Raw genomic sequence first — 22,706 nt, 5'->3', positions numbered from 1 at the left:
GGATGGCTCTGACGAGGCTCAAGGAAGGTGGCAACACCTATAAGGCCGAGCTGGATGCGCACGAGCGCGCATCGCGCGACGAGATCATGGCACTCCAGGTGCAGCGGCTGGCCTGGTCGCTGAAGCACGCTTACGACAACGTCGCGCACTATCGCAAGGCCTTCGACGCGGCCGGCGTGCACCCGTCCGACTTTCGCGAGCTCTCGGATCTTGCGAAATTTCCGTTCACCGTAAAAACGGACCTGCGCGACAATTATCCCTTCAACATGTTTGCCGTGCCCCGTGAGAAACTGGTGCGCGTGCATGCGTCCTCCGGCACGACGGGCAAGCCGATCGTGGTGGGCTATACGCAACGCGACATCGACACCTGGTCGGACGTGATGGCACGCTCGATCCGCGCCGCGGGCGGCCGCACCGGCATGATCATCCACAATGCTTATGGCTACGGTCTTTTCACAGGCGGGCTTGGCGTGCACTACGGCGCCGAAAAACTCGGCTGCACTGTGGTGCCGATCTCCGGGGGCATGACCGAGCGGCAGGTGCAGCTCATCAACGATTTTCGGCCCGACATCATTACGGTGACGCCGAGCTATATGCTGGCGATCCTCGACGAGTTCAAGCGTCAGAAGCTCGATCCGCGCCAATGCTCGCTCAAGGTCGGCATCTTCGGCGCGGAGCCGTGGACCAATGCGATGCGCGGCGAGATCGAAGATGCCTTCGACATGGATGCGACCGACATCTACGGTCTCTCCGAGGTGATCGGCCCCGGCGTCGCGCAGGAATGCATCGAGACCAAGGACGGCCTGCATATCTGGGAGGATCATTTCTATCCCGAAGTGATCGATCCCGACACCGGTGCGGTGCTGCCCGACGGGGAGAAGGGCGAACTGGTGTTTACATCGCTCACCAAGGAAGCCTTTCCGGTGATCCGCTATCGCACCCGCGACCTGACGCGGCTTCTGCCGGGCACGGCGCGGCCCGGCATGCGGCGGATGGAGAAGGTCACGGGGCGCTCGGACGACATGATCATTCTGCGCGGCGTCAACCTGTTCCCGACCCAGATCGAGGAGGTTCTGCTCGCCACCGACTGGTGCGGCGGGCATTTCATTCTGGAATTGACTCGGGAAGGACGCATGGACGAGTTGACCATCATTGCCGAGGCGCGGCCGGAGAGTTGGGATGGCCGTGGTCTCCTCGACCATGCCGATCGGATCTCAACCCATATCAAGAACACGATCGGGATCAGCTCCAACGTGCGGGTGGTTGCGCCTGCGACGCTGGAACGCTCGCTCGGCAAGGCGAAGCGGCTCTACGACAAGCGGCCGAAGGATTAAGTTGACGGGATTGACTTGACGGATTGACTTGACTGCCCTCAGAGGCGACAAGGCCCGCGAGAAATCGCGGATCTTTTCCATGTCATCAGCCAATCCCAAAGCCGTCGAGGCGCGCTGCGTCCGCGTCCATGCCAAGGCCGAGAACGCCGCTGGGATTGCACCTCGCGTCGAGCCTCATACGCTCGCGCGCGGTCCGAACGATCTCCTGATCGAGGTCAAGGCCGCCGCCGTCAATCCGTCCGACGTCAAGGCCGCGACGGGGCTAATGCCCTATGCCATCTTCCCGCGCACGCCGGGGCGCGATTACGCCGGCGTGGTGATCGACGGGCCGGCCGGTACGATGGGCCGCGAGGTGTTCGGCTCCTCCGGCGATCTCGGCATCCGCCGCGACGGCACTCACGCCAGCCATCTCGTCGTTGAATCCGACGCGGTGGTGGAGAAGCCGAAGACCGTGTCTTGGGAGGAGGCCGCCGGCATCGGCGTGCCCTTTGTCACCGCCATGGAGGGTTTTCGCCGCGCCGGCATTCCAAAGCCCGGGGAAACGGTGCTGGTGTTCGGCGCCAACGGCAAGGTTGGTCAAGCGGCGGTGCAGATCGCGACCTGGCAGGGCGCGCGTGTCATCGGCGTGGTGCGCAAGGCGGAACCTTATGAGGGCCACACCAACGCATCCATCGAGGTGATCGACGCTTCCGCGACCGACGTCGCCACACGCGTGCGCGAGTTGACCGATGGCAAAGGCGCCGACATCGTCTTCAACACGGTCGGCGATCCCTATTTCCAGGCGGCGCACAAGTCGCTCGCGCTTCGCGGCCGCCAGATCCTGATCGCCGCCATCGACCGCATCGTGCAGTTCAACATTCTCGAATTCTACCGCGGGCAACACACCTATGTCGGCATCGACACGCTCGGCCTGTCGTCGATCGCGACAGGCGCTGTGCTGCGTGACCTCGGCCCGGGCTTCGCGAGCGGGCACCTGAAACCGTTTCCGATCAACGCGAACGCCGTCTATCCGCTCGAACGCGCGAAGGAGGCCTATGTCGCCGTTGCAGGCTCCTCGCGGGATCGCGTGATCCTGAAACCTTGATCATGGATTCGTCTCCCCAACTCATCATCCTCGCCGGCCTCGTCATCGGCCTGGTCTACGGCGCTGTCGGCCTGCTCAGCGGCTTCTGCCTGATGAGCAGCATGCGCGGCTGGTTGTCGGAGGGGGATGGGCGGTTGGTCCGAACCTATGCGCTGGCGATCGCGGTTGCGACCACAGCGAGCCAGTTCCTCGCCGGCACCGGCATGGTCAATCTCGGCAAGTCGATTTACCTGCAACAGTCCTTCTCGATGCCGGTGCTGTTTCTCGGCGGACTTCTGTTCGGATACGGCATGGTACTGTCCAACGGCTGCGGTTCGCGCGCGCTGGTGCTGCTCGGTCGTGGCAATCTCCGCTCCTTCGTCGTGGTGGTCGTGCTCGCCATCGCCGCGCAGATGACGCTCAAGGGCCTGATCGCGCCGGCGCGCATCGCCCTTGTCCAGGCCTCGCAAACCACGGTCAACGTGAATTCGCTGCCGTCATTGTTGGCCATGTTCGGTCCGGCTGAAGCGCTTTCGCGCGCAATGGCTGCTGCTGTCGTTGTCGTCACGCTGATCCTGTTTGCTTTCGCGCACCCAGCGTTCCGACGTTCGCCCGGCCAGATTGCAGCCGGTGTCGTCGTCGGTCTCCTCGTCGCCGGCGGCTGGTTCGTCACCGGCTATCTCGGCGCGGATGATTTCAACCCCGTCCCCGTGACCTCGCTTACCTTCGTCGCGCCGATCGCGGACAGCCTGCAATATGTCATGCTCTCGACGGGCCTGACGCTGAATTTCGGCATCGCGACGGTTGCAGGTGTCTTCGCCGGCAGTCTGGTCACCGCGCTTGCGACGGGCCGTTTCCATCTCGAAGGCTATTCCTCGCCACGCCATATGCTGCGATCGGCGGCTGGCGCCGCACTGATGGGCATCGGCGGCGTGATGGCGTTCGGCTGTTCGATCGGCCAAGGGCTCACCGGCGTGTCGACGCTCGCGCTCGGCTCATTCGTCGCCGTCGCCGGTATCCTGCTCGGCACGACGGCGGGATTGCGCGGGATGCTGCGCGTTCAGCCGTTCGCGGTAGCCTGACCACGCACCAGGCGATCGCCGAGCGTCGCGAGACCGATGCCGGTGATGATCAGCGCGGCCGCTATCACCAGACTCATGTCGATCGGCTCGCCCAGCAGGATCGCGGCGCTGGCGATGCCGACGAGCGGCGTTGCGGTGGTGCCGAGCGAGGTCGTCAGGGCCGAGATGCTCTTATTCACCATCGACATCGCCCAATAGGCGAGCACCGTCCCGATCAGCCCGGAATACAGGAACAGCAAAACGAGTCTCCACGACCACTCCACATGCGGCAGGCCATCCGCGATGGTCGCGCTCACCGATAGCACGATGGTTGCCACGAGCACTTGCCAGATCAGAAGCTGGAGCGGCGAGGCAATCCAGCGATGGGCGCGGATATAGATAATGTTCGCGGCCCATGAGATCGCGGCCAGGATCACCATGCCGGCGCCGAGCACGACATTGGTGTTGGTCCAGTCGATCGAGGCCGGGTTCAGGATGACGACCAGCCCGATCAGGCCCAGCAGCGCGCCGGCGACCTTCGGCGCCGTCAAAGTGTCCTTCCCGAGCAGCGGCGCGGCGATCGCGACCCAGAGTGGCGTGGTGTAGCCGAGCACAACGGCCTTGCTTGCGGGTAGGAAGCGCACACCGGCCGCAACCAGGACCGAGAACACGGTCATGTGCAGCAGTGCGACGCTCAGGACCACCGGGATGTCGCGACGCTCCGGAATCACCAGATTGTTGCTGAGCCCGAGGATCACGAACAATCCAGCCAGCGCGATCCAACTCCGGATCGCTGAAGCCCACAGTGGTGGAAGGAATTGGACGAGTTGCTTCGTCACCGACCAGTTTATGCCCCAAGCCAGCACGACGATGAGAAACAGGCCAACGGCTGCGCGGGGGGATAGGGAGTTCATTTCGGAGGTCCTTGAAGCAGTCCAGTCCAGCGGATAGCATCTCGTCTGGCACCTGAAACAGTGCCAGATCGGAAAGGAATAGGGTGCCAGTTCCGGACAGCATGATCTCCGCCCTGATCGACCTGAACCGGGCCGACGACGAGGGGCTGGTGGCTCAACTGACGAGCCAGCTCCGAAGCTTGATCGCGACCGGGCGTCTCGTCAAAGGCCGCACGCTGCCGTCGAGCCGTGGGCTTGCGAGCGATCTCGGCGTCTCGCGCAACACCGTCAGCTATGCGTTCGAGCAACTCGCCGCCGAGGGATATCTCGAAGCCTCGCACGGCCGCCGTCCGATGGTTGCGGTTGACGGCGGCGAGCGCGTCACAGAGGCTGGCGCCGTCGCATCTCGCATACGCCCTGGCAAGCCGCGGCTTTCGCCCTGGGCGTCGAGCCTCACGCAGACCGACTGGCCGATGTCTTATCAGGCGCGACTGAGACCCTTGCGTCCCGGACATGGCGATTTCAGGGAGTTTCCCAACGACGTCTGGGCGCGCTGCCTGCGCCGCAGCGCTGTGCGCGCGGCGAGGCGCGAGCTCGGACCGGTCAATCGGCCGCGCCTGCGCGAGGCACTGGCGCATTATCTTGCGACCAGCAGGGGCGTGCGCGCGAGGGCGGATCAGATCCTGATTCTGCCGAGCGCGCAGGCTGCGCTGACCCTGATCGCGGCCGCCGTCATCACCCCCGGCGACGATGTCTGGGTCGAGGATCCCGGCTATCCCGGCGCCGCGGCCGCCTTCCGCGCATCCGGTGCGCGCGTGATCGGGATGAGTTTGGACGAGCAGGGCATGCAGCGGATTCGTGGCTTGGCGGCCCCGACCTTGATCTTCATGACGCCGTCGCATCAGCACCCGACCGGCCGCCTGATGTCGCTCTCGCGCCGCACGGAGTTTCTTGGCCTGAGCAGGCCCGGCAAGACCTGGATCGTGGAGGACGATTACGACGGCGAATTCCACTATGATAGCCGGCCGGTGCCGGCCTTGCAGGGACTCGATGCCCACGGCCGCGTGTTCTATGTCGGCACGTTCTCCAAGGTCATGACCTCGGATATCCGGCTCGGCTACCTCGTCATACCGCGGGCCATGGTCGGTACTCTCGAGATCGTACAGCGGCACATCGGACTGATCGCCGCGAGCCACATCCAGGAGGCGCTGGCCGAGTTCATTGCCGACGGGCATTTCCTGGCGCATCTGCGCCGGGTGCGCCGGATCTATCACGCCCGCCGCGATCACCTCGTGGAGGGATTGGAGCGCCATTTGGGCGATGTGCTCTCTGCCGAAGTGCCCCCCGGTGGCATTCAGCTCGTCGCGCGTCTCAAGCGCGGTCGCGCTGATCAGGTGGCGGTCAAGCGGCTGGTCGAAGCGGGCGTTGAAACGCGTGCCCTGTCCGGCTTGGCACTGGGCAGGCCGCGCGACCACGGCCTGCTGCTCGGCTTCGCGGCCTGGCGCGAGAGCGAGATCACCGCGGCGGTGGGAACAATGGCGTCGTGCTTCTAGCGCAGTCGCGCTAATCCACGGCCTTGGTCACGATGCGGATTTCCGACGTCAGCGTCCGGTGCACCGGGCACTTGTCGGCGATCTCCATCAATTTCTTGCGCTGCTCGGCATCGAGCGCGCCGTCCATCGCGATGTCGCGCTCGATCTGGTCGAGCATGCCATCGCGCGTCTCGCATTCCGCGCAGTCTTTTGCATAGATCTTGGAATGCTTCAGTGAGACGGTGACACGATCGAGCGGCAGCGACTTGCGGTCGGCATAGAGGCGCATGGTCATCGAGGTACAGGCCCCGAGGCCAGCGAGCAGGAGATCGTAAGGACCAGGGCCGGCATCCTCGCCGCCGGCGGCGACCGGCTCGTCCGCGACGAGCTGATGCGGACCGACGGAGATGGTCTGGTTGAACTTGCTCTTGCGGGTCTCCTGCACCACGACCCGGCGCGGCGCCTCGGGGAGATCCATCGCCTTCGCAGGTTTGGCCGCGTCGATGTACCGGCTCGCCCAGGCCGCGATCACGTCGGCTGCATAGAGCGCGTCGGCCGGCTTGGTCAGGAGATGATCGGCATGGTCGAGCGAGACGAAGCTCTTGGGATGCCTGGCGGAGACGAAGAGCTTCGTCGCATTGTCGATACCGACGGTATCGTCGACCGGAGAATGCATCACCAACAGCGCCTTGTGCAGGCCGGCGACGTCTTTCATCAGCTCGTGCTCGGCGATGTCGTCGAGGAATTCGCGCTTGATCCGGAACGGGCGTCCCGCAAGCGAGACTTCGACCTCACCTTGCGTGCGAATGTCGCCGAGATGCTCTTTGAAAAGGCCGGTGACGTGGGCGGGATCGGATGGTGCTGCAATGGTCACAACCGCCTTGGCTTCCGGGATTCGTCCTGCTGCCGCAAGGATCGCGGCGCCGCCGAGGCTGTGACCGATCAGAATCGACGGCGCCTTGCGGACGCTACGCAGATGATCGGCGGCGCGCACGAGATCGGCAACGTTGGAGGAAAACGTCGAATTGGCAAAATCCCCCTCGCTGGAGCCGAGCCCGGTGAAGTCGAAGCGCAGCACCGCGATGCCCTTGGCGGCCAGCGCGACCGAGATGCGTTTGGCGGCCAGCGTGTCCTTGCCGCAGGTGAAGCAATGCGCGAACAGCGCGAAGGCCCCGGGCTCGCCGTCGGGTAGCTCCAGCGCGGCCGAAAGCTGATGGCCGCCTTCGCCGGTGAATTGAAAGCGCTCTGTCGGCATGGGTTTCCCCCGTTCCTTGCTGAACCTAGTCGCCCGAATAGCGTTGCTCTGCCCAGGGATCGCCGCGGTTATGGTAGCCACGGACTTCCCAGAAGCCCGGCGCGTCCTCGGTCAGGAATTCGATCGACTGAACCCATTTGGCGCTCTTCCAGAAATACAGATGCGGCACGACCAGCCGTACCGGGCCGCCATGTTCGGCCGACAATGGCTCACCGGACCAGCTATGGGCGAGCAATGCGTCCTCGGCGGCAAAGTCGTCCAGCGCGAGGTTGGTGGTGTAGCCATCATGGGAATGCAACACGACGAAGCGCGCGTCCGGGCGCGGCTGGCAGGCCGCGAGCAGCTCGCGCGTGGCGAGCCCCTCCCACTCATTGTCGTAGCGCGACCAGGTGGTGACGCAGTGGATGTCGGAGATGAACTGCGCCCGCTTCTGGGCGGCGAACTCGGCAAAGGTCCAGAACACGGGGTTCTCGATCGCGCCGTAGACGTCGAGCCGCCAGCGCTCGCGCGAAATCGGCGGTACGACTCCGAGATCGAGCACTGGCCAGTCCTTTGTCTGGTGCTGGCCGGGCGGCAGGCGCTGATCTTCCGGGCGCGTGATCTTGCCTGTCAAAAAGCGGCCCTCGCGCGCCCATTTTTCCTTGGTGCGCGTCAGCTTGCTGTCGGGCGGCTCGTTGTCTTCGGCCATCGGCTACTCGTGGCGGTGCATCGCGGAGGCATGCTTGGTGTCGCGCATGGTAGATGCTCAGCGACAGGCAGATGATACCAGCGAGATAATAGTAGAACCACTCCTCATGCCCGATGGTCTTGAAATAGAGCGCGATCGCCGGCGCCGTGCCGCCGAACATCGAGACGGTGATCGCACAGGGCAGCCCGACGCAGAGGTTGCCGATCGAGCCGATGAAGATCGCCTTGATCCGCGCTGGGCGCTGGCGATATCAAAATGCTCAGAGGCCGGTTTGATTGCTTGCTCAGTCAAGTCCGGCCTCTCCGTATCACTGTTTGGAGAGGTCTACATCGCCTTTCCAAGCAAAAATGGCAACTGGCGGGGGCCTCTGACGGTTCCTTGGGACCAGGTCACCGTGCCTGCCGGATCGAGGGCGAAGTCCGGAATGCGCTTCAGCCATTCCTCGAGCGCAACCTGCATCTCCATGCGCGCAAGGTTCGAGCCGACGCAGCGGTGGATGCCGAGGCCGAAGGCGGCGTGGCGGTTCTCGCGGCGGTCAATCACGACCTTATCAGCATCCGGAAACATTTTCGGATCCCGGTTGGCGGCCGGGAAGGACAGCAGCACCATGTTGCCTGCCTTGACCGGGCAGCCTGACACCGTGGTCTCCTTGACCACTTCGCGCGCCATCGTCACCGGCGAATAGGCGCGCAGCAGCTCCTCCACCGCGGTCGGGATCAGCTCGGGCTCGGCAACCAGGCGCTCGCGGTCGGCGGGCGTCCGGGCAAGGTGCCAGAGCGAGGAGCCGATCGCGCTCCAGGTGGTGTCGATGCCGGCAATCAGGAGCAGGCGCAACGAGCCCAGCACATGCGAATCCTCGAGCGGATTGCCGTCCTTGTCCCTGGCATTCATCAGGTAGGAAATCAGATCGTCGGTTGGCTTGTTCTTGCGCGCTTCGATATGGGCGCTGAAATAGGCGCTCATCTCGTGCACCGCCTGGAGCAACGTGTTTTCGTCCTTGATGCCAAGTTCCAGGATCATGTGGATCCATCGGATGAAGAGATCGCTGTCCGTCTCGGGGATGCCGAGCATGTGTGCGATCGCGCGAACCGGAATGTGCTTGGTGTAGCGCTCTGCCGCGTCAAGTCGGCCTTCAGTGATGAAGCCGTCGATCAACTCGTTGCAGATCGCGCGCACCCGCGGCTCCAGCTTCTTCATCGCGTCCGGCGTGAACGGCGGCAGCAGCAATTGCTTGGCTGGCTTGTGCACCGGCGGATCGGACGTGATCGGCGGGGCGGAGTTTCTGCTGGTGATCTCCGGCCGAACGTCCCGGACGATGATGCGGCGCGAGGAGAAATGCTCGCTGTCGTTGGCGATCTCGCGCACTGCCTCATAGGTCGTCGGCATGTAACAGCCGAGGAAGCGTTCGGTATGCACGACCGGGCTTGCGGCGCGCAGCTCGTCCCAAATCGGGAAGGGATCTTCCGTCCATTGCGGATCGGTGTGGTCGAAATCATGGACCCAGTCGGTCACGGGCGGATGGGCGGTGGGCTGGCTGATGTCGGACATCTCGAAATCCCTTGAAATCCCTTGGGGGCTCGTGGTCGCGGAAGGCACGCGGGCAGAAGCGGGCGCGCTACTCCTCGATCACGTCGATCGCGATTTCCGGGCAATTGGACTTGGCGAGCCAGGCCTTGTCTTCGAGGCCGGGCGGGACCGTGCCGTCGCCGGCTTCGTGGGCGTTGCCGTATTCGTCCAGCTCGAACAGCTCCGGCGCCAGCGCCTTGCAGCGCGCGTGCCCCTGGCATTTGTCGGGATCAACGTGAACCCTCAGTCGCTCTGTCATGGCGGCTTCCTCGATGGTGTGCACTCCGGCCCGAAGGCGGCGCGCGCTCCCATTTGAGTTTTTGTTCAAGTTATAGGCTATTACATTCGCGGCAGGCTTCCCCTGTCAAGCGCAAACTTATAGGCTCTGCGCAACATGCGTTCACAACTTGCCCGCAAGCCCGAGAATACCTACCACCACGGCGATCTCCGCGACGCCTTGATCAAGGCCGCGCTGCGCGAAGCCGAGCAGGGCGGGACGGAGGCGATCAGCATCAAGGCGCTGGCAAAGCAGCTGGGTGTTTCGCAGCCGGCGCCCTACCGGCATTTCGCCGATCGCGAGGCGCTGCTTGCGGCGGTGACGGCGGAGGCGTTCCGGCAGCTCAACGGGATATTGCGGGCGGCGATGGCAAAGCCGTCGAAGCGGTCGAAGCTGTCGCTGCTGGCGCAGGCGACGCTGGATTTCGGCTTACGCCGCAATGGCATCTACCGCTTGATGTTCGCCTCGCGCACGGTGTCGTGTGCGGCGAAAGGCAGCGAGCTGCACGAAGCGACCCGCGAAACCTTTGCGCTCGTGGTCGACGCATTGGAAGCCCCGGCCGTTGATTATCTGCGCGAGCGGCAGGCGCTCAAGATCTGGGCGGCGGTGCACGGCGTGGTGATGCTGGCTGAGCAGGGACTGTTCACCGGCGAGGCGGCCCATGCCACGCGCGAAGACCTGGTCGAGGATTTTGTCAGTGAAACCAAGGCCGCGCTTGCGGCGGCGATCAAAGGCGCGCGGCGCCGGAAACAGGCTGGCGCTTAAGCCCTCGCCGCCAACAGCTTCATCAGCTTCTCGACGGCGCTGTCGGGCGTGGTCACGACAGGGCGGCCGGTGGCTTCTGCCACGAGAGGCGCGGTTGCCGCGATGCTGAACTGCGCGAGCGCGACGACGTCGCAATCGCGCAAATCGCGTGCGGCTTCCACGATCAGCCGGTCATGCGTAGCGCGGTCGCCACGGTCGAGCGCGGCCAGCGCGCCTTCGGCGAGTTTCGGCACGATCTGGACGGAGGCCGGAAATTCCGGCGGCATCGAAGCCAGCGTCGGCGGGAAGGTCGAGAGCAGGCCGATCCGCTGGCCCATCGTCATCGCGCGCTCGATCATGGCTTCGTTCGGCTTGAGCACCGGCATCGGCGCATGTGCGCGCGCAACCGCCTCGATGCAGGAACCGAAGGCCGAGCAGGTGAACAGGATCGCGTCCGCGCCTGTCGCCGCGGCGTAGTGGCCGAGCGCAAGAAAGCGTTCGGTCATGGCATCGTTGAGCTTGCCGTCACGCGCCAGATCCGACGACAGGCTGTCGTCGAGCAGGTTCATCAGCCGCGCTTCCGGCCACACCTTCGCGAACGCAGCTTCGATCGGGGCGATGGAATGCTTGAGGGCGTGGATCAGCGCGATGCGAGGAGACTTCGTCATTGAACGTTACCTGATGGAAGGTCGCGAGCTCCGGACGCAACGCGTCCGGGACACGCAAAACGTTTACTTGAACGGCACCGCGTACATCAAGCCGCCCTTGCTCCAGAGACCGTTGAGGCCGCGCTCGAGCTTGAGCGGGCTCGCCTTGCCGACATTGCGCTCGTAGATCTCGCCGTAATTGCCGGTGGCCTTGATGGCCGTGACCAGCCATTTGTTGTCGAGCCCGAGCCGCGAGCCGAGATCGCCGGAGGCACCGAGCAGGCGTTGGATCGCGGGCGTCTGCGACTTCGCCATCTCATCGACATTGCCTTGTGTGACGCCGAGCTCTTCGGCCTCGATCAAGCCGTAGTGCAGCCAGGTGATGATGTCGCTCCAGACCTCGTCGCCATTGCGGGTGAAGGGGCCGAGCGGCTCCTTGCTGATGGTCTGCGGCAGCACGACGTAGTCGGCCGCGTTCGGCGCCGCGGTCGTCACGGCGCCAGCAAGCGCGGAAGCGTCCTGGGTCATGGCATCGCAGCGGCCGCCGAAGAAGGTCTGGTACATGGTGTCGACGCGGTCGAACACCAACGGCTTCCAATCGATGCCGTTGGCGCGGCCGTAATCGCCGAGCGTGACCTCATGCGTGGTACCCTGCGCGACGCAGACGGTGGCGCCCTTGAGGTCCTTGATCTCCTTCACGCCGAGGTCTTTCTTCACGACAAAGCCCTGACCGTCGTAGAAGTTGATTGGACCTTGCCGCAGGCCCAGCGTGACACCGCGCAGATAGGTCTGCGTCGAGTTGCGATAGAGCACGTCGATCTCGCCGGACTGGAGCGCGGTGAAGCGGTTCTGCGCGGTCAGCGAGACGTAACGCACCTTGCTGGCATCGCCGAGCACGCCGGCGGCGAGCGCGCGGCAATAATCGACGTCGAGACCCTTGTAGTTGCCTTGCGAATCCGGTGCGGAGAAGCCGGCGAAACCGGCGCTGACGCCGCATATCAGCGTGCCGCGGCTTTTCACCGTGTCGAGCGTTGCCGCCGACGCCACCACCGTCGACGCCGCGAGCACGCCGGCTATGATAACCACTTTCCTCATCATGCTTTTCTCCCCTCAGTGATTGACACGACGCAATACGCTGTCGACGGCCGTGCCGAGCTTGTCGACGATCAGATCGATCTCCTCCGCGGAGGTGATATAGGGCGGCGCCAGCAGCACGTGGTCGCCACGGATGCCGTCTGCGGTGCCGCCGCCGGGATAGCAGCCGAGGCCGTTGGCGAAGGCCTCCGCCTTGATCTTCTGATTCAGCTTCAGCGCGGGATCAAACGAGGTTCGGCTGGCGCGATCGGCGACGAGCTCGATCGCCCAGAACAGGCCGCGGCCCCTGATGTCGCCGATATGGCGGTGATTGCCGAAGCGCTCGGTGAGCCGCTGCTCGAGCTGCTTGCCGCGCTCCTTGACCCGGTCGAGCAGGCCCTCCTCGCGGATCACGTCCTGCACCGCGAGCGCGGCGGCGCAAGCGAGAGGGTGCGCCAGATACGTGTGGCCGTGCAGGAAGGCGCCCGAACCTGAGCGGATTGTGTCGATGATCCTGCCGCTCGCGAGCATTGCACCGATCGGCTGGTAGCCGCCGCCGAGACCCTTGGCGATCGCCTGGATGTCGGGTGCCACGCCTTCCTGCTCCCAGGCGTGCGTGGTGCCGGTGCGGCCCATGCCGCTCATGACCTCGTCGAGAATGAGCAGCGCGCCGTGTCGGTCGCAGATCTCGCGCACCGCCCTGAAGTAGCCGTCCGGCGCCGTGACGGCACCTGCGGTGGCGCCGACGACGGGCTCTGCGAGGAACGCGGCGACGGTGTCGGGGCCAAGCCGCTGAAACTCGGCTTCGAGTTCGGCGGCGAGCCGCGCCACGAACTGCGCGTCCGATTCACCATCGTGCTTCTCGTGATAGGCGAAGGCCGGGGTCACATGGCTGAAGGCGTCGGAGAGCAGCGGCGCATAGGGCGCACGCCGCCAGGCATTGCCGCCGGCGGCCAGTGCGCCAAGCGTGTTGCCGTGATAGCTCTGGCGCCGAGCGATGAAATGCTGCCGCTGCGGCTCGCCGCGTTCGATGAAAAATTGCCGCGCGAGCTTGATGCTGGCCTCGATCGCTTCCGATCCGCCGCTGACGAAATAGGCGTAGGCGAGGCCACCGGGCTCGTGGCCGACCAGCGTCTCGGCAAGCGCCTCCGCCGGCTCCGACGAGAAGAAGGCTGTGTGGGCATAAGCGAGGGTCGAAGCCTGCTTCGTGATCGCTGCGATCACGCGTGGATGCTGGTGGCCAAGGCAAGAGACCGCCGCGCCGCCGGAGGCGTCGATCACGCGGCGTCCGTCCTCGGCAAAGAGATAGACGCCTTCGCCGCCGATTGCCTTGGGCGGCGTTTCGCGCAGCGAGCGATGCAGCACGCGGCTGGTGCGGGCGGCCATGGGTCAACCTTTCTCTGATACGTAAGTTGAAGCCGCGGCCAGCCGGGCCTCGGTATTCTCCAGGCGCTTTTTCGCGGCCGTGCCGCCGAGCGAAAACGTCACGGCGGCGAGCGATTGCGCGATCGCGATGGCGCCGGTGAGGCTCGGGAAAAAGCCGGGAGAGGAGGCCGCCTCGAACAGCAGCACGTGGTCGGCACCTTCAGCCATCGGCGCCGATGGGCTATCGGCGATCGCGATCAGGGCCGCGCCGGCGCGATAGGCGGCCTGCGCGACCCGGACGCTCGCGTGGGTGTAGGGCATGAAGCCGATGACGATGACGGCCTCGCCGGGCCGGAACGCGCCCATATCGAGATCGTCGGGGCCGGACGCGCCGACGAGCTGCACCTGTTCGGGACGAAACAGCCGGAGCTCGTAGTTCAGCAATTCCGCGACGCTGCGGCAGCTTCGGTAGCCGGTGATCCAGATCCGCTTGGCGTGGTGGAGTGCGCGCGCCGCCTCCGCGATCGGCCGGGCCGGGATGCGCGGAAGGCCGGCGGCCTCGGCCTCCAGCTTGTCGGTGATGAGCGCGACATCGGCGTTCGGGCCGTGGCGGCGGCCCTTGGCGCGGCCGGAGAAAGGCGCTAGCTGCGAGGGCCGCCGCGCCTCCGTCAACGCCGCGCGCAATTCATCCCAACCCGAATAGCCGATCGCCTTGGCAAGCCGCGTGAACGCGGCGGGATCGGCGCCGGCAACCGCTGCGAGATCGCGCATCGAACGCGTGGTGGCGTCGTAATCGTTGGCTGCAACGAAACGCCCGACCTCCTGCAACCGCATCGGAAGCGATGGCAATGCAATGCGCAGTTCGCTCAGTGGCGAGGATTTCGCGGGCTCGGCCATGAAACATTTGTTGCACGAAGCTGAGTTTGGTGCAACAGTTGACGTGCGCTGCCGGAAATCGCCGTCTTGAGAAGGATTTTTGTGCTGTGACGTCAGACGGTCCGAGACCGCCGCCGCGCCGTCGCTTCTTCGGCGCCTTCGGGCAGCGCGAGCTGAAAGGCCTGTTCTGGCAGGTTCTGGTGGTGGGGATCGTAGTCGCGGTCATCGTGTTCCTCTGGTCCAACACCGTCACCAATCTCTCCGTGCGCCGCATCACGACCGGTTTTGCCTTCCTTGGCCGTGAGGCCGGCATGCCCATCGCCGACAGCCTGCTCGCCTACAATCCGAGGGACTCATATCTCTGGGCCTTTGTCGTTGGCATCGCCAATACCCTGCGCGTCGCCGTGATCGGAATCGTGCTTGCAACGATCCTGGGCACGGTGATCGGCATCTCGCGGCTGTCGGCCAATTGGCTGCTGTCGCGGCTCGCCGCGGTGTATGTCGAGACGCTCCGCGACATCCCGCTGCTGCTCCAGCTCCTGTTCTGGTACGTGCTGATGCAGGCGCTCCCGGCCGCGCGCGCGGCATGGCGGCCGATTGAGGGCGTGTTCCTGTCCAATCGCGGGTTGATCCTGCCGGCGATTCCCATCGGGACGCCGCAGCTTTGGGTGCTCGGCACCGCAGTGCTCGGACTTGTCGTGTTCTATGTGATCCGGCGGCGGCTCATCGCGCAGCAAATGCGCGACGGCAAGCCGCGGCCGGCCTGGCCTTTTGCACTCGGCTTGCTCGTTGTGCTGCCTGCGGCGGTGTCCGTGCTGCTGGGCGTGGCCTGGACGATCGAATGGCCTGAGTTGCGCGGCTTCAACTTCGTCGGCGGACTGACGCTCGCGCCGGAATATTTCGCGCTGCTGATCGCGCTCGTCACCTACACCTCGGCCTTCATCGCCGAGATTGTGCGCAGCGGCATCCAGTCGGTGCCGCGCGGCCAGTGGGATGCCGCCAACGCGCTGGGACTGCGCCGCAGCTTCATGCTGCGGCAGATCATCCTGCCACAGGCGCTACGCGTCATCGTGCCGCCAATGACGAGCCAGTACCTCAACCTGACCAAGAACTCTTCGCTCGCGGTGGCGATCGGCTATCAGGACGTGGTCTCGATCGCCAATACGACATTGAACCAGACCGGGCAGGCGATCGAGGCCATTGCCTTGATCATGGCGGTGTTTCTCACCATCAGCCTCGGCATCAGCTTTTTCATGAACTGGTACAATTCGCGCATCGCGCTGGTGGAGCGCTGACCATGACGGCGATCGCCGACATTCCGGAAGCACCGCGCGCCGTCCGCCGCCCGCAGATTGGTAACCCGGTGCTGCGCTGGCTGCGCACCAATCTGTTCTCGTCGATCCCGAACGGCATCCTCTCGGTCGTGTTGCTGGCGGTGCTTGCAAAGGGCCTCTTCAGCTTCGTGCAATGGGGTATCGCCAATGCGGTCTGGGTCACCCCGGCGAACGATTCCAGCGCCTGCCGCGCGGTACGCGGCCTCGGTGCATGCTGGGCAATCATCCCCGAAAAATACCGCTTCATCCTGTTTGGCACCTATCCGTTCGACGAGCAGTGGCGGCCGGCACTGGCGGTGCTGCTGTTCATCGCCCTGTTCTATCTCTCCAGCCGCCGCGCCTTATGGCGGCGCGAACTGGCCTATCTCTGGATCGGAGCGCTCGCGCTGATCAGTATGCTGATGTGGGGTGGCATACTCGGTCTGTCGTTCGTCTCGCAGGACCGTTGGGGTGGTTTACCGGTGACGCTGATCCTGGCGACCTTTGGTCTGGCCTTCGGCTTCCCGCTCGGCATCCTCGTCGCACTAGGCCGGCGCTCAAAACTGCCGGCGATCCGCTCGCTCAGCGTGCTCTATGTCGAGCTGATCCGCGGCGTGCCGCTGGTCAGTCTGCTGTTCATGGCGAGCGTGATGTTTCCGCTGTTCATGCCGAACGGATTCAACATCGACAAGCTCTTGCGCGCGCAGGTCGCGATCATCCTGTTCGCGGGTGCCTATCTTGCCGAAGTCATCCGCGGCGGCCTCCAGGCCGTGCCCCGCGGGCAATACGAGGCCGCCGAGGCGCTCGGCCTGTCCTACTGGCGCAAGAACCGGCTGATCGTCCTGCCGCAGGCGATCCGTCACGTCATCCCGCCGCTGGTCAACACCTTCATCGCCTTCTTCAAGGACACCAGCCTCGTTCTGATCATCGGTATCTTCGACCTGCTCACCACGGCCAAGACCGCGATCATCGATCCGGCGTGGCAGCAATTCTCCGTCGAAGTCTACATCTTCGTCGCCGTGATCTATTTTGTCTTCTGCTTCGCGATGTCGCGGTATAGCCGGAGCCTGGAGGCGACGAGCGGAAGGTGAAGGCCGCGCGTGTTCCGGACAAGGTGCGGCGCAAAGCGCTGCACCGCAGAGCCGGGACCCAGAGATACACGGGAAGTCCTGGAGACTTGGGCCCCGGCTCTGCAGCGCACCGCCGAAGAGGCGCTGCGCCGCGTGCGGGGCACGAGAGCGGGAACCTAGTTCTTCACCCGCGGATCAATCGGCGTCGTGCCACGCACGCCCAAAATATCCTCCAGCGTCTTCGCGCCGGCGATCACCTGCGCATCCGCGCGCGGAGCCCCGACGACCTGCAGGCCGACCGGAAGTCCCGATGCGGTGAAGCCGCACGGCAACGACAGCGCGGGACAGCAGGCGAGCGTGATGGCATAGACGATGCCGAGCCACTCGACGTAATTGTCGAACTTCTTGCCGGCGCATTCGGCGACATAACGGTGCTCGATCGGGAAGGGCGGCACGATCGTGGTCGGTACCAGCAGCAGATCGTAGCGCTTGAAGAACTCGATCGCACGCGCTGTCATGCCGACGCGCTGCGCCTCGGCGCGTTCGAGCTGCTCGGTCGTGAGCTTGAGGCCTTCCTCGATGTTCCAGATCACCTCGGGCTTGAGCAGGTCGCGCTTGGTGCGCAGCAGCTGCGCCTTGCTGATCGCGAAGTCGAACGCGCGCAGCACGTGGAAGCACTCATGCGCATCGCGCCAATCCGGATGCGCCTCCTCGACGATGGCGCCGGCTTCGGCAAAGCGTTCCGCCGCTTTCCGCGTGATCGCTTTGACTTCGGGATCGACCGGTGTGATGCCGAGATCCGCCGAATAGGCGATGCGCTTCGGTTTGCTGCCTGACTGCGCCGCCGAGAGAAACGACGTCAAGGGCGTCGGCAGCGACAGCGGGTCGGCGGCATAGTCGCCGCTCATGGCGTCGAGCAGCAGCGCGAGATCCTCGACGTTGCGTGCCATCGGACCGACGACGCCGAGGTTACGATCGATGGCCGCTTTCGGCGTGTGCGCGACGCGGCCGATGCTCGGCCGCATGCCCACGACGCCGCAGAAAGCTGCCGGACTGCGCAGACTGCCGCCCATGTCGGAGCCTTGCGCGAGCCAGGCCATGCCGGTGGCGAGCGCAACGGCCGCGCCGCCTGACGAGCCGGCTGCCGATTTGGACGTATCCCAGGGATTGAGGGTTGCACCGAACACCTCGTTGAAGGTGTTGGCGCCCGCACCGAATTCCGGCGTGTTCGACTTGGCATAGACGACCGCGCCGTTGGCCTCGAGATTTTCGACCAGGATGTCGGACGTCGCCGGGATGTTGTCCTTGAAGATCGGCGAGCCCTGTGTGTTCAGCACACCTGCAACATCGGTCAGATCCTTGATCGGCACCGGCAGGCCTGCGAGCAATCCGCGCGCACCGGCCGGCTTCCGCATCAGCGCCTTTGCGCTATCCCGCGCGCGATCGAAGCACAGCGTCGGCAGCGCGTTGACCTTGCCATCGACTTCGGTGATGCGCTTCTCCAGCACATCCAAGAGCTCCAGCGGCGAGACGTCGCCGGAGCGCAGCTTGTCGACGACGGCGCAAGCGGATTCGCGGATCAGGTCCTGAGACAACTATTCTACTCCTGTGCTTATTTTAGGCGTTATTGCGAGGAGCGAAGCGACGAAACAATCCAGACTTTTGCCGCAGATACATTCCTGGATTGCTTCCGCCTTCGCTAAAGCTTCGGCGGACAAGTCGCTGCGCTCGCAATGACGAGGATAAAGTTAACCCCATCCTGCGCTGATTCCGCCATCCACCGTATAGATGACCCCCGACGTATAGCCTGCGCGATCCGACGCCAGGAACGCCATGAGATCGCCGATCTCGCGCGCATGCGCAGGCCTGCCGAGCGGCAGGCTCTTCTGGAATTCCTTGTAGCGGCTCTCGTCGCCGAACTGGTGGTTTGCCCGCGTCTTCAGCAGGGTGACGTGACGGTCAGTGCCAACCGGGCCGGGATTGATGCCGACCAGACGGATGTTGTCGGCGAGGCTCTTGCCCCCGAGCGCGCGGGTGAAGGCCATCAGCGCGGCATTGCCGGCGCTGCCGCAGATGTAGTTGGCGTCGAATTTCTCGCCGGCGGCGCCGATGTCGTTGACGATCACGCCGCCGCCCTTCGCCTTCATCTGCGCATAGATCATGCGCGTGAGGTTGATGTAGCCGAACACTTTCAATTCCCAGGCGTGCCGCCAGGTGGCCTCGTCGATCTTGTCAATGGAGCCGCCGGGAATGTCGCCGGCATTGTTGACGAGCACGTCGATGTCGGCGGCTTCCTTGGCGAGCCGCGTCAAATCCTCGCTCCTGCGCAAATCCACAATGCTCGTGGCGGCATCGATCTGGTGCGCCGAGCGCAAGCGCTCGGCCAAAGCCTTGAGCTGATCGCCATTGCGGGCGGCGAGGAGGAGATGGCAGCCTTCCTCGGCAAAGGCCTCGGCGGCGGCTGCGCCGATACCCTTGGACGCGCCCGTGATCAGGACGCGCTTGCCACGCAGGTGCAGATCCATGGGAGTTACTCGCAGGAGAGGAACGGGAATAAAATCAGTAGGCGGTCGGCCGCGCCATGGTCAACATTGCAGTGCAGCGTTGCACTGCCGTCGCGTTTGGTCCATTGCAGTGCGGTCAAAAAGACGGCGGCTGCCGGACCAATCAAGGACGTTCTCGATGAGCAAGAAACAATACCGGATCGCGGTCATTCCCGGCGACGGAATCGGCAAGGAAGTGATGCTCGAGGGCCTGCGCGTTCTGGAGACCGCGGCGAAGAAGCACGGCGTGTCCCTTCATTTCGATCATTTCGACTTCTCGTCGTGGGACTATTACGAGAAGCACGGCCAGATGATGCCGGACGATTGGAAGGATCAGATCGGCAAGCACGATGCGATCTATTTCGGCGCGGTCGGCTGGCCGGCCAAGATTCCGGATCACGTCTCGCTCTGGGGATCGCTGATCAAATTCCGCCGCGAGTTCGATCAGTACGTGAATTTGCGCCCGGTGCGGCTGATGCCGGGCGTGCCGTCGCCGCTGGCCAACCGCAAGCCCGGCGACATTGATTTCTGGGTGGTGCGCGAGAACACCGAAGGCGAATATTCCTCCGTCGGCGGCCGCATGTTCCCGGACACCGACCGTGAATTCGTGACGCAGCAGACGGTGATGACCCGCATCGGCGTCGATCGCATCCTGAAGTTCGCATTCGAGCTCGCGCAGTCGCGGCCGAAGAAGCACCTGACCTCGGCCACCAAGTCGAACGGCATCTCCATCACCATGCCCTATTGGGACGAGCGCGTGGAGGCGATGGCGAAGAAGTATCCAAGCGTGAAGTGGGACAAGTATCACATCGACATCCTGACCGCGAACTTCGTGCTGCATCCGGATTGGTTCGACGTCGTCGTCGGCTCCAATTTGTTCGGTGACATCCTGTCGGATCTCGGCCCGGCCTGCACCGGCACCATCGGCATCGCGCCGTCAGGCAACATCAACCCCGAGGGCAATTTCCCGTCGGTGTTCGAGCCGGTGCACGGCTCGGCGCCCGACATCGCGGGGCAAGGCATCGCCAATCCGATCGGAGCAATCTGGTCCGGCGCGATGATGCTCGAGCATCTCGGCGAGAAGGAAGCCGGCAAGTCGATCGTCGATGCGATCGAGCGCACGCTGGCAGAGCGCACGCTCCGCACCAAGGATCTCGGCGGCAATGCCGACACTACGGCTTGCGGCAAGGCGGTCGCGGATATGGTGGATTAGAGCGCTGCTTTCCCTCCCCCCTTGTGGGGGAGGGTGGCTTCGATGCGAAGCATCGAAGACGGGTGAGGGGTTGTCTCCGCGGAGACAGACCTCTCAATTGTGCATTTCCCTTCGCGGACAGAACCCCTCATCCGGCGCTTCGCGCCACCTTCTCCCACAAGGGGAGAAGGGAAGAGCACCGTGCTCCGCCTCACTACCCCGCGATCTTCTCGATCGCCGCCTGATCCAGCCCGAACTTCTTTCCGGCCTCCAGAATCTCCTGCCAGGTGGTCGGATCGACAGGGATGCCTTCCGCGAGCCGCTTCTTCTTCGTCGCGCGCTCGGGCTCACCCGCGATCTTCACCTTGTCGACGCCTGGGGCCGGAGGTGAGCCGGTGTGCCAGGCGACGAAGCTCTCGACTTCGCGCGCGAGATTCTCCGCGGTGCCGAGCTTGCCGGGGTCGATGATGATCGAGAGCATGCCGTTGAGGACGTTGTGCTTGCCATCGGACGGACCCTTGACCACCTGCCCGCCGGAGAGCGCGCCGCCGAGGATTTCGCAAACCAGCGCGAGCCCTGAACCCTTGTGCTCGCCGAACGGCAGGATGGCGCCGTATGGCGGGATCACGGTGTAGCGCGGGTTGGTGGTCGGCTTGCCCTCATTGTCGATGATCGTGCCGGGCTCCAGCTCGACGCCCTTGTTGTGGGCGACGCGGGTCTTGCCCTGCGCGATCCTGCTGGTGGCGAAGTCGAGCACGATGGGGTCCTTGCCCGCGCGCGGGATGCCGACGCAGAACGGGTTGGTGCCGTGGCGCGCATCGCTGCCGCCCCAGGGCGCCACGATGGGACGCGAGATCACGTTGACGAAGTGGATCGAGACCAGCCCATGGTCGATGCACTGCTCGGCCCAGTGGCCGATGCGGCCGATATGGTGCGAGTTTGAGAGGCCGACGAGACACACGCCGTTGCGCTTGGCGCGCTCGGCTGCCAGCTCCATCGCTTCATGGCCGATCACTTGGCCGTAGCCGGTGAGCCCGTCGAGGGTGAGAAGCGGACCGGTGTCGAGCACGACCTTGACGTGCTGGTTCACGGCGAGGCCGCCCGTGGTGACGCTCTGGACATAGCGCGGGATCATGCCGACGCCGTGCGAATCGTGTCCCTTGAGGTTGGCCTCGACCAGATTGGTGGACACGAGCTCGGCCTCGCGGTCCGTAGACCCGCCGGCCTTGACGATGGCGCTGATAGCTTCGATGAGCGGCTGTGCCTTGATGGTGCGGTAATCGGCCATTGTTGTTGCTCTTATTCCTTCACGATCCGGCGGCAGTGCTCCCATGCCGCGCCAATCAGGTTCTCGCTCGCCTCTGGGGTCCGGAACGCCGAATGCGCCGACAACGTCACGTTCGGCAGTTTTGTCAGCGGATGATCGCCGGGCAATGGCTCGATATTGAACACGTCGAGGCCGGCATGGCGGATGTGGCCCGACTTCAGGGCATCAATCATGGCGGCCTCGTCGACGACGGCGGCGCGGGCGGTGTTGATGAGGATGACGCCCGGCTTCATCTTCGCGATCATCTCGCGGGTGATCATGCCGCGCGTCTCGTCGTTGAGCAGCAGATGCAGCGATACGACGTCTGCTCTCGCCAACACCGTGTCGAGATCGGCGAATTCCACGCCCGGATAGCTCTTCGGCGAGCGGTTCCAGGCGATCACCTTCATGCCGCTGCCCAAGGCAATGCGCGCGACCTCCGCGGCAATACCGCCGAAGCCGATCAGGCCGAGCGTCTTGCCAGTGAGCTGCATGCCGTCTTCGCGGAGCCAGTTTCCGCCGCGCATCTCGCGGTCCATCATCGCGATGACGCGGGCCGAAGCCCACATCAGCGTGATCGCGCATTCCGCGACCGCCGTGTCGCCATAGCCCTTGATCAGGTGCACGGAGATGCCGAGCTCAGCGAGCTCCTCCGGGTTCATGTAGCTGCGCGCGCCGGTGCCGAGGAACACGACATGCTTCAACCCTGTGCACTTCTTTGCGACGTCGGTAGGCAGCGCGGTGTGGTCGACGATCGCGATCTCGGCGCCGTCGAGGATTTCAGGATATTGTTCGGGTTTGATGTCGGGATCCCTGTGGATCCGCACCTTGGGATCGCCGGGCTGCTCCAGCCGCTCCATGATTACGGCGAGAGCTTCATTGGCGTCGACGAAAACTCCGCGCATGG

The 22,706-nt window shown here is 64.5% G+C and carries 21 protein-coding genes and 1 pseudogene; 8 read left to right on the top strand and 14 right to left on the bottom strand.

The genetic code is table 11. The annotated features are described in order from the left end of the window. The first annotated feature begins 2 nt into the window (after positions 1 to 2). The 3 genes from paaK to IVB36_RS34755 all read left to right on the top strand — a co-directional run bounded on the left by paaK (position 3) and on the right by IVB36_RS34755 (position 3,479). Positions 3 to 1,334 (top strand): phenylacetate--CoA ligase PaaK, encoded by a 1,332-nt coding sequence (paaK, locus tag IVB36_RS34765; protein ID WP_247394310.1) that lies wholly within the window; start codon positions 3 to 5, stop codon positions 1,332 to 1,334. A 79-nt stretch (positions 1,335 to 1,413) separates the two neighbouring features. Then, entirely contained in the window at positions 1,414 to 2,418 is a 1,005-nt protein-coding gene (locus IVB36_RS34760; protein ID WP_247394622.1) for a zinc-binding alcohol dehydrogenase family protein, read from the top strand. A gap of 2 nt (positions 2,419 to 2,420) precedes the next feature. Next, a complete protein-coding gene (locus IVB36_RS34755; protein WP_247394272.1) occupies positions 2,421 to 3,479 on the top strand; it encodes a YeeE/YedE family protein in 1,059 nt (352 codons plus the stop codon). Here IVB36_RS34755 and IVB36_RS34750 read toward each other — a convergent pair. Further along, a complete protein-coding gene (locus IVB36_RS34750; protein WP_247394269.1) occupies positions 3,458 to 4,372 on the bottom strand; it encodes a DMT family transporter in 915 nt (304 codons plus the stop codon). The genes IVB36_RS34755 and IVB36_RS34750 overlap by 22 nt on opposite strands. 101 nt (positions 4,373 to 4,473) lie before the next feature. On the opposite strand from IVB36_RS34750, the gene IVB36_RS34745 reads away from it, so the two are divergent. Further along, positions 4,474 to 5,904 carry a PLP-dependent aminotransferase family protein gene (locus IVB36_RS34745; protein ID WP_247394682.1) on the top strand — a complete coding sequence of 477 codons (1,431 nt, stop codon included), beginning with the start codon at positions 4,474 to 4,476 and terminating at the stop codon, positions 5,902 to 5,904. A gap of 10 nt (positions 5,905 to 5,914) precedes the next feature. On the opposite strand, the gene IVB36_RS34740 is transcribed toward IVB36_RS34745, so the two are convergent. The 5 genes and pseudogenes from IVB36_RS34740 to IVB36_RS34720 form a co-directional block, all read right to left on the bottom strand. Next, entirely contained in the window at positions 5,915 to 7,138 is a 1,224-nt protein-coding gene (locus IVB36_RS34740; RefSeq protein ID WP_247394266.1) for a bifunctional alpha/beta hydrolase/OsmC family protein, read from the bottom strand. 25 nt (positions 7,139 to 7,163) lie between these two features. Further along, complete coding sequence (locus IVB36_RS34735; protein WP_247394618.1) at positions 7,164 to 7,826, bottom strand: sulfite oxidase-like oxidoreductase; 663 nt, start codon at positions 7,824 to 7,826, stop codon at positions 7,164 to 7,166. Positions 7,827 to 7,829: 3 nt separating this feature from the next. After that, positions 7,830 to 8,061, bottom strand: a pseudogene (locus tag IVB36_RS34730) (alpha-ketoglutarate permease); the annotation flags it as partial. Positions 8,062 to 8,150: 89 nt separating this feature from the next. Then, positions 8,151 to 9,374 (bottom strand): cytochrome P450, encoded by a 1,224-nt coding sequence (locus tag IVB36_RS34725; protein ID WP_247394263.1) that lies wholly within the window; start codon positions 9,372 to 9,374, stop codon positions 8,151 to 8,153. Positions 9,375 to 9,441: 67 nt separating this feature from the next. After that, positions 9,442 to 9,651, bottom strand: a complete 210-nt coding sequence (locus IVB36_RS34720) for a ferredoxin (RefSeq protein ID WP_007607931.1) — start codon at positions 9,649 to 9,651, stop codon at positions 9,442 to 9,444. A 135-nt stretch (positions 9,652 to 9,786) separates the two neighbouring features. On the opposite strand from IVB36_RS34720, the gene IVB36_RS34715 reads away from it, so the two are divergent. After that, entirely contained in the window at positions 9,787 to 10,434 is a 648-nt protein-coding gene (locus IVB36_RS34715) for a TetR/AcrR family transcriptional regulator (protein ID WP_018457006.1), read from the top strand. On the opposite strand, the gene IVB36_RS34710 is transcribed toward IVB36_RS34715, so the two are convergent. From IVB36_RS34710 to IVB36_RS34695, 4 genes are all read right to left on the bottom strand, one after another. Then, complete coding sequence (locus IVB36_RS34710; protein WP_247394615.1) at positions 10,431 to 11,081, bottom strand: aspartate/glutamate racemase family protein; 651 nt, start codon at positions 11,079 to 11,081, stop codon at positions 10,431 to 10,433. The two genes, IVB36_RS34715 and IVB36_RS34710, sit on opposite strands and share 4 nt — an antisense overlap. 63 nt (positions 11,082 to 11,144) lie before the next feature. After that, entirely contained in the window at positions 11,145 to 12,158 is a 1,014-nt protein-coding gene (locus tag IVB36_RS34705; protein ID WP_085352170.1) for an amino acid ABC transporter substrate-binding protein, read from the bottom strand. A 12-nt stretch (positions 12,159 to 12,170) separates the two neighbouring features. After that, a complete protein-coding gene (locus tag IVB36_RS34700) occupies positions 12,171 to 13,520 on the bottom strand; it encodes an aspartate aminotransferase family protein (protein ID WP_247394260.1) in 1,350 nt (449 codons plus the stop codon). Positions 13,521 to 13,523: 3 nt separating this feature from the next. Further along, positions 13,524 to 14,396, bottom strand: a complete 873-nt coding sequence (locus IVB36_RS34695) for an SIS domain-containing protein (RefSeq protein ID WP_204510624.1) — start codon at positions 14,394 to 14,396, stop codon at positions 13,524 to 13,526. Positions 14,397 to 14,482: 86 nt separating this feature from the next. Between IVB36_RS34695 and IVB36_RS34690 the strand changes: the two genes are divergently transcribed. Both IVB36_RS34690 and IVB36_RS34685 read left to right on the top strand, forming a co-directional pair. Further along, positions 14,483 to 15,670 carry an ABC transporter permease subunit gene (locus tag IVB36_RS34690; RefSeq protein WP_018457001.1) on the top strand — a complete coding sequence of 396 codons (1,188 nt, stop codon included), beginning with the start codon at positions 14,483 to 14,485 and terminating at the stop codon, positions 15,668 to 15,670. Between the two features lie 2 nt (positions 15,671 to 15,672). After that, positions 15,673 to 16,779: an amino acid ABC transporter permease gene (locus tag IVB36_RS34685; protein WP_204510626.1), complete on the top strand. Its 1,107-nt coding sequence runs from the start codon at positions 15,673 to 15,675 to the stop codon at positions 16,777 to 16,779. A 155-nt stretch (positions 16,780 to 16,934) separates the two neighbouring features. On the opposite strand, the gene IVB36_RS34680 is transcribed toward IVB36_RS34685, so the two are convergent. Beyond that, positions 16,935 to 18,353 (bottom strand): amidase family protein, encoded by a 1,419-nt coding sequence (locus IVB36_RS34680; RefSeq protein WP_018456999.1) that lies wholly within the window; start codon positions 18,351 to 18,353, stop codon positions 16,935 to 16,937. 153 nt (positions 18,354 to 18,506) lie between these two features. Further along, a complete protein-coding gene (locus IVB36_RS34675; RefSeq protein WP_204510627.1) occupies positions 18,507 to 19,283 on the bottom strand; it encodes an SDR family oxidoreductase in 777 nt (258 codons plus the stop codon). Positions 19,284 to 19,440: 157 nt separating this feature from the next. On the opposite strand from IVB36_RS34675, the gene IVB36_RS34670 reads away from it, so the two are divergent. Continuing rightward, the gene (locus IVB36_RS34670) at positions 19,441 to 20,514 is read left to right on the top strand and encodes a tartrate dehydrogenase (RefSeq protein WP_247394612.1); all 1,074 of its coding nucleotides are present in this window, start codon (positions 19,441 to 19,443) and stop codon (positions 20,512 to 20,514) included. Positions 20,515 to 20,707: 193 nt separating this feature from the next. Here IVB36_RS34670 and IVB36_RS34665 read toward each other — a convergent pair whose 3' ends face one another. Continuing rightward, a complete protein-coding gene (locus IVB36_RS34665) occupies positions 20,708 to 21,781 on the bottom strand; it encodes a malate/lactate/ureidoglycolate dehydrogenase (RefSeq protein WP_018456996.1) in 1,074 nt (357 codons plus the stop codon). Between the two features lie 11 nt (positions 21,782 to 21,792). Beyond that, a complete protein-coding gene (locus IVB36_RS34660; protein ID WP_204510629.1) occupies positions 21,793 to 22,704 on the bottom strand; it encodes an NAD(P)-dependent oxidoreductase in 912 nt (303 codons plus the stop codon). Positions 22,705 to 22,706 lie beyond the last annotated feature (2 nt).

The sequence above is a fragment of the Bradyrhizobium sp. 35 genome (assembly GCF_023073215.1).
Classification (GTDB): domain Bacteria; phylum Pseudomonadota; class Alphaproteobacteria; order Rhizobiales; family Xanthobacteraceae; genus Bradyrhizobium; species Bradyrhizobium canariense_D.
The sequence above is the reverse complement of the archived record's forward strand: the minus strand, read 5'-3'. Positions and strand labels throughout refer to the sequence as shown.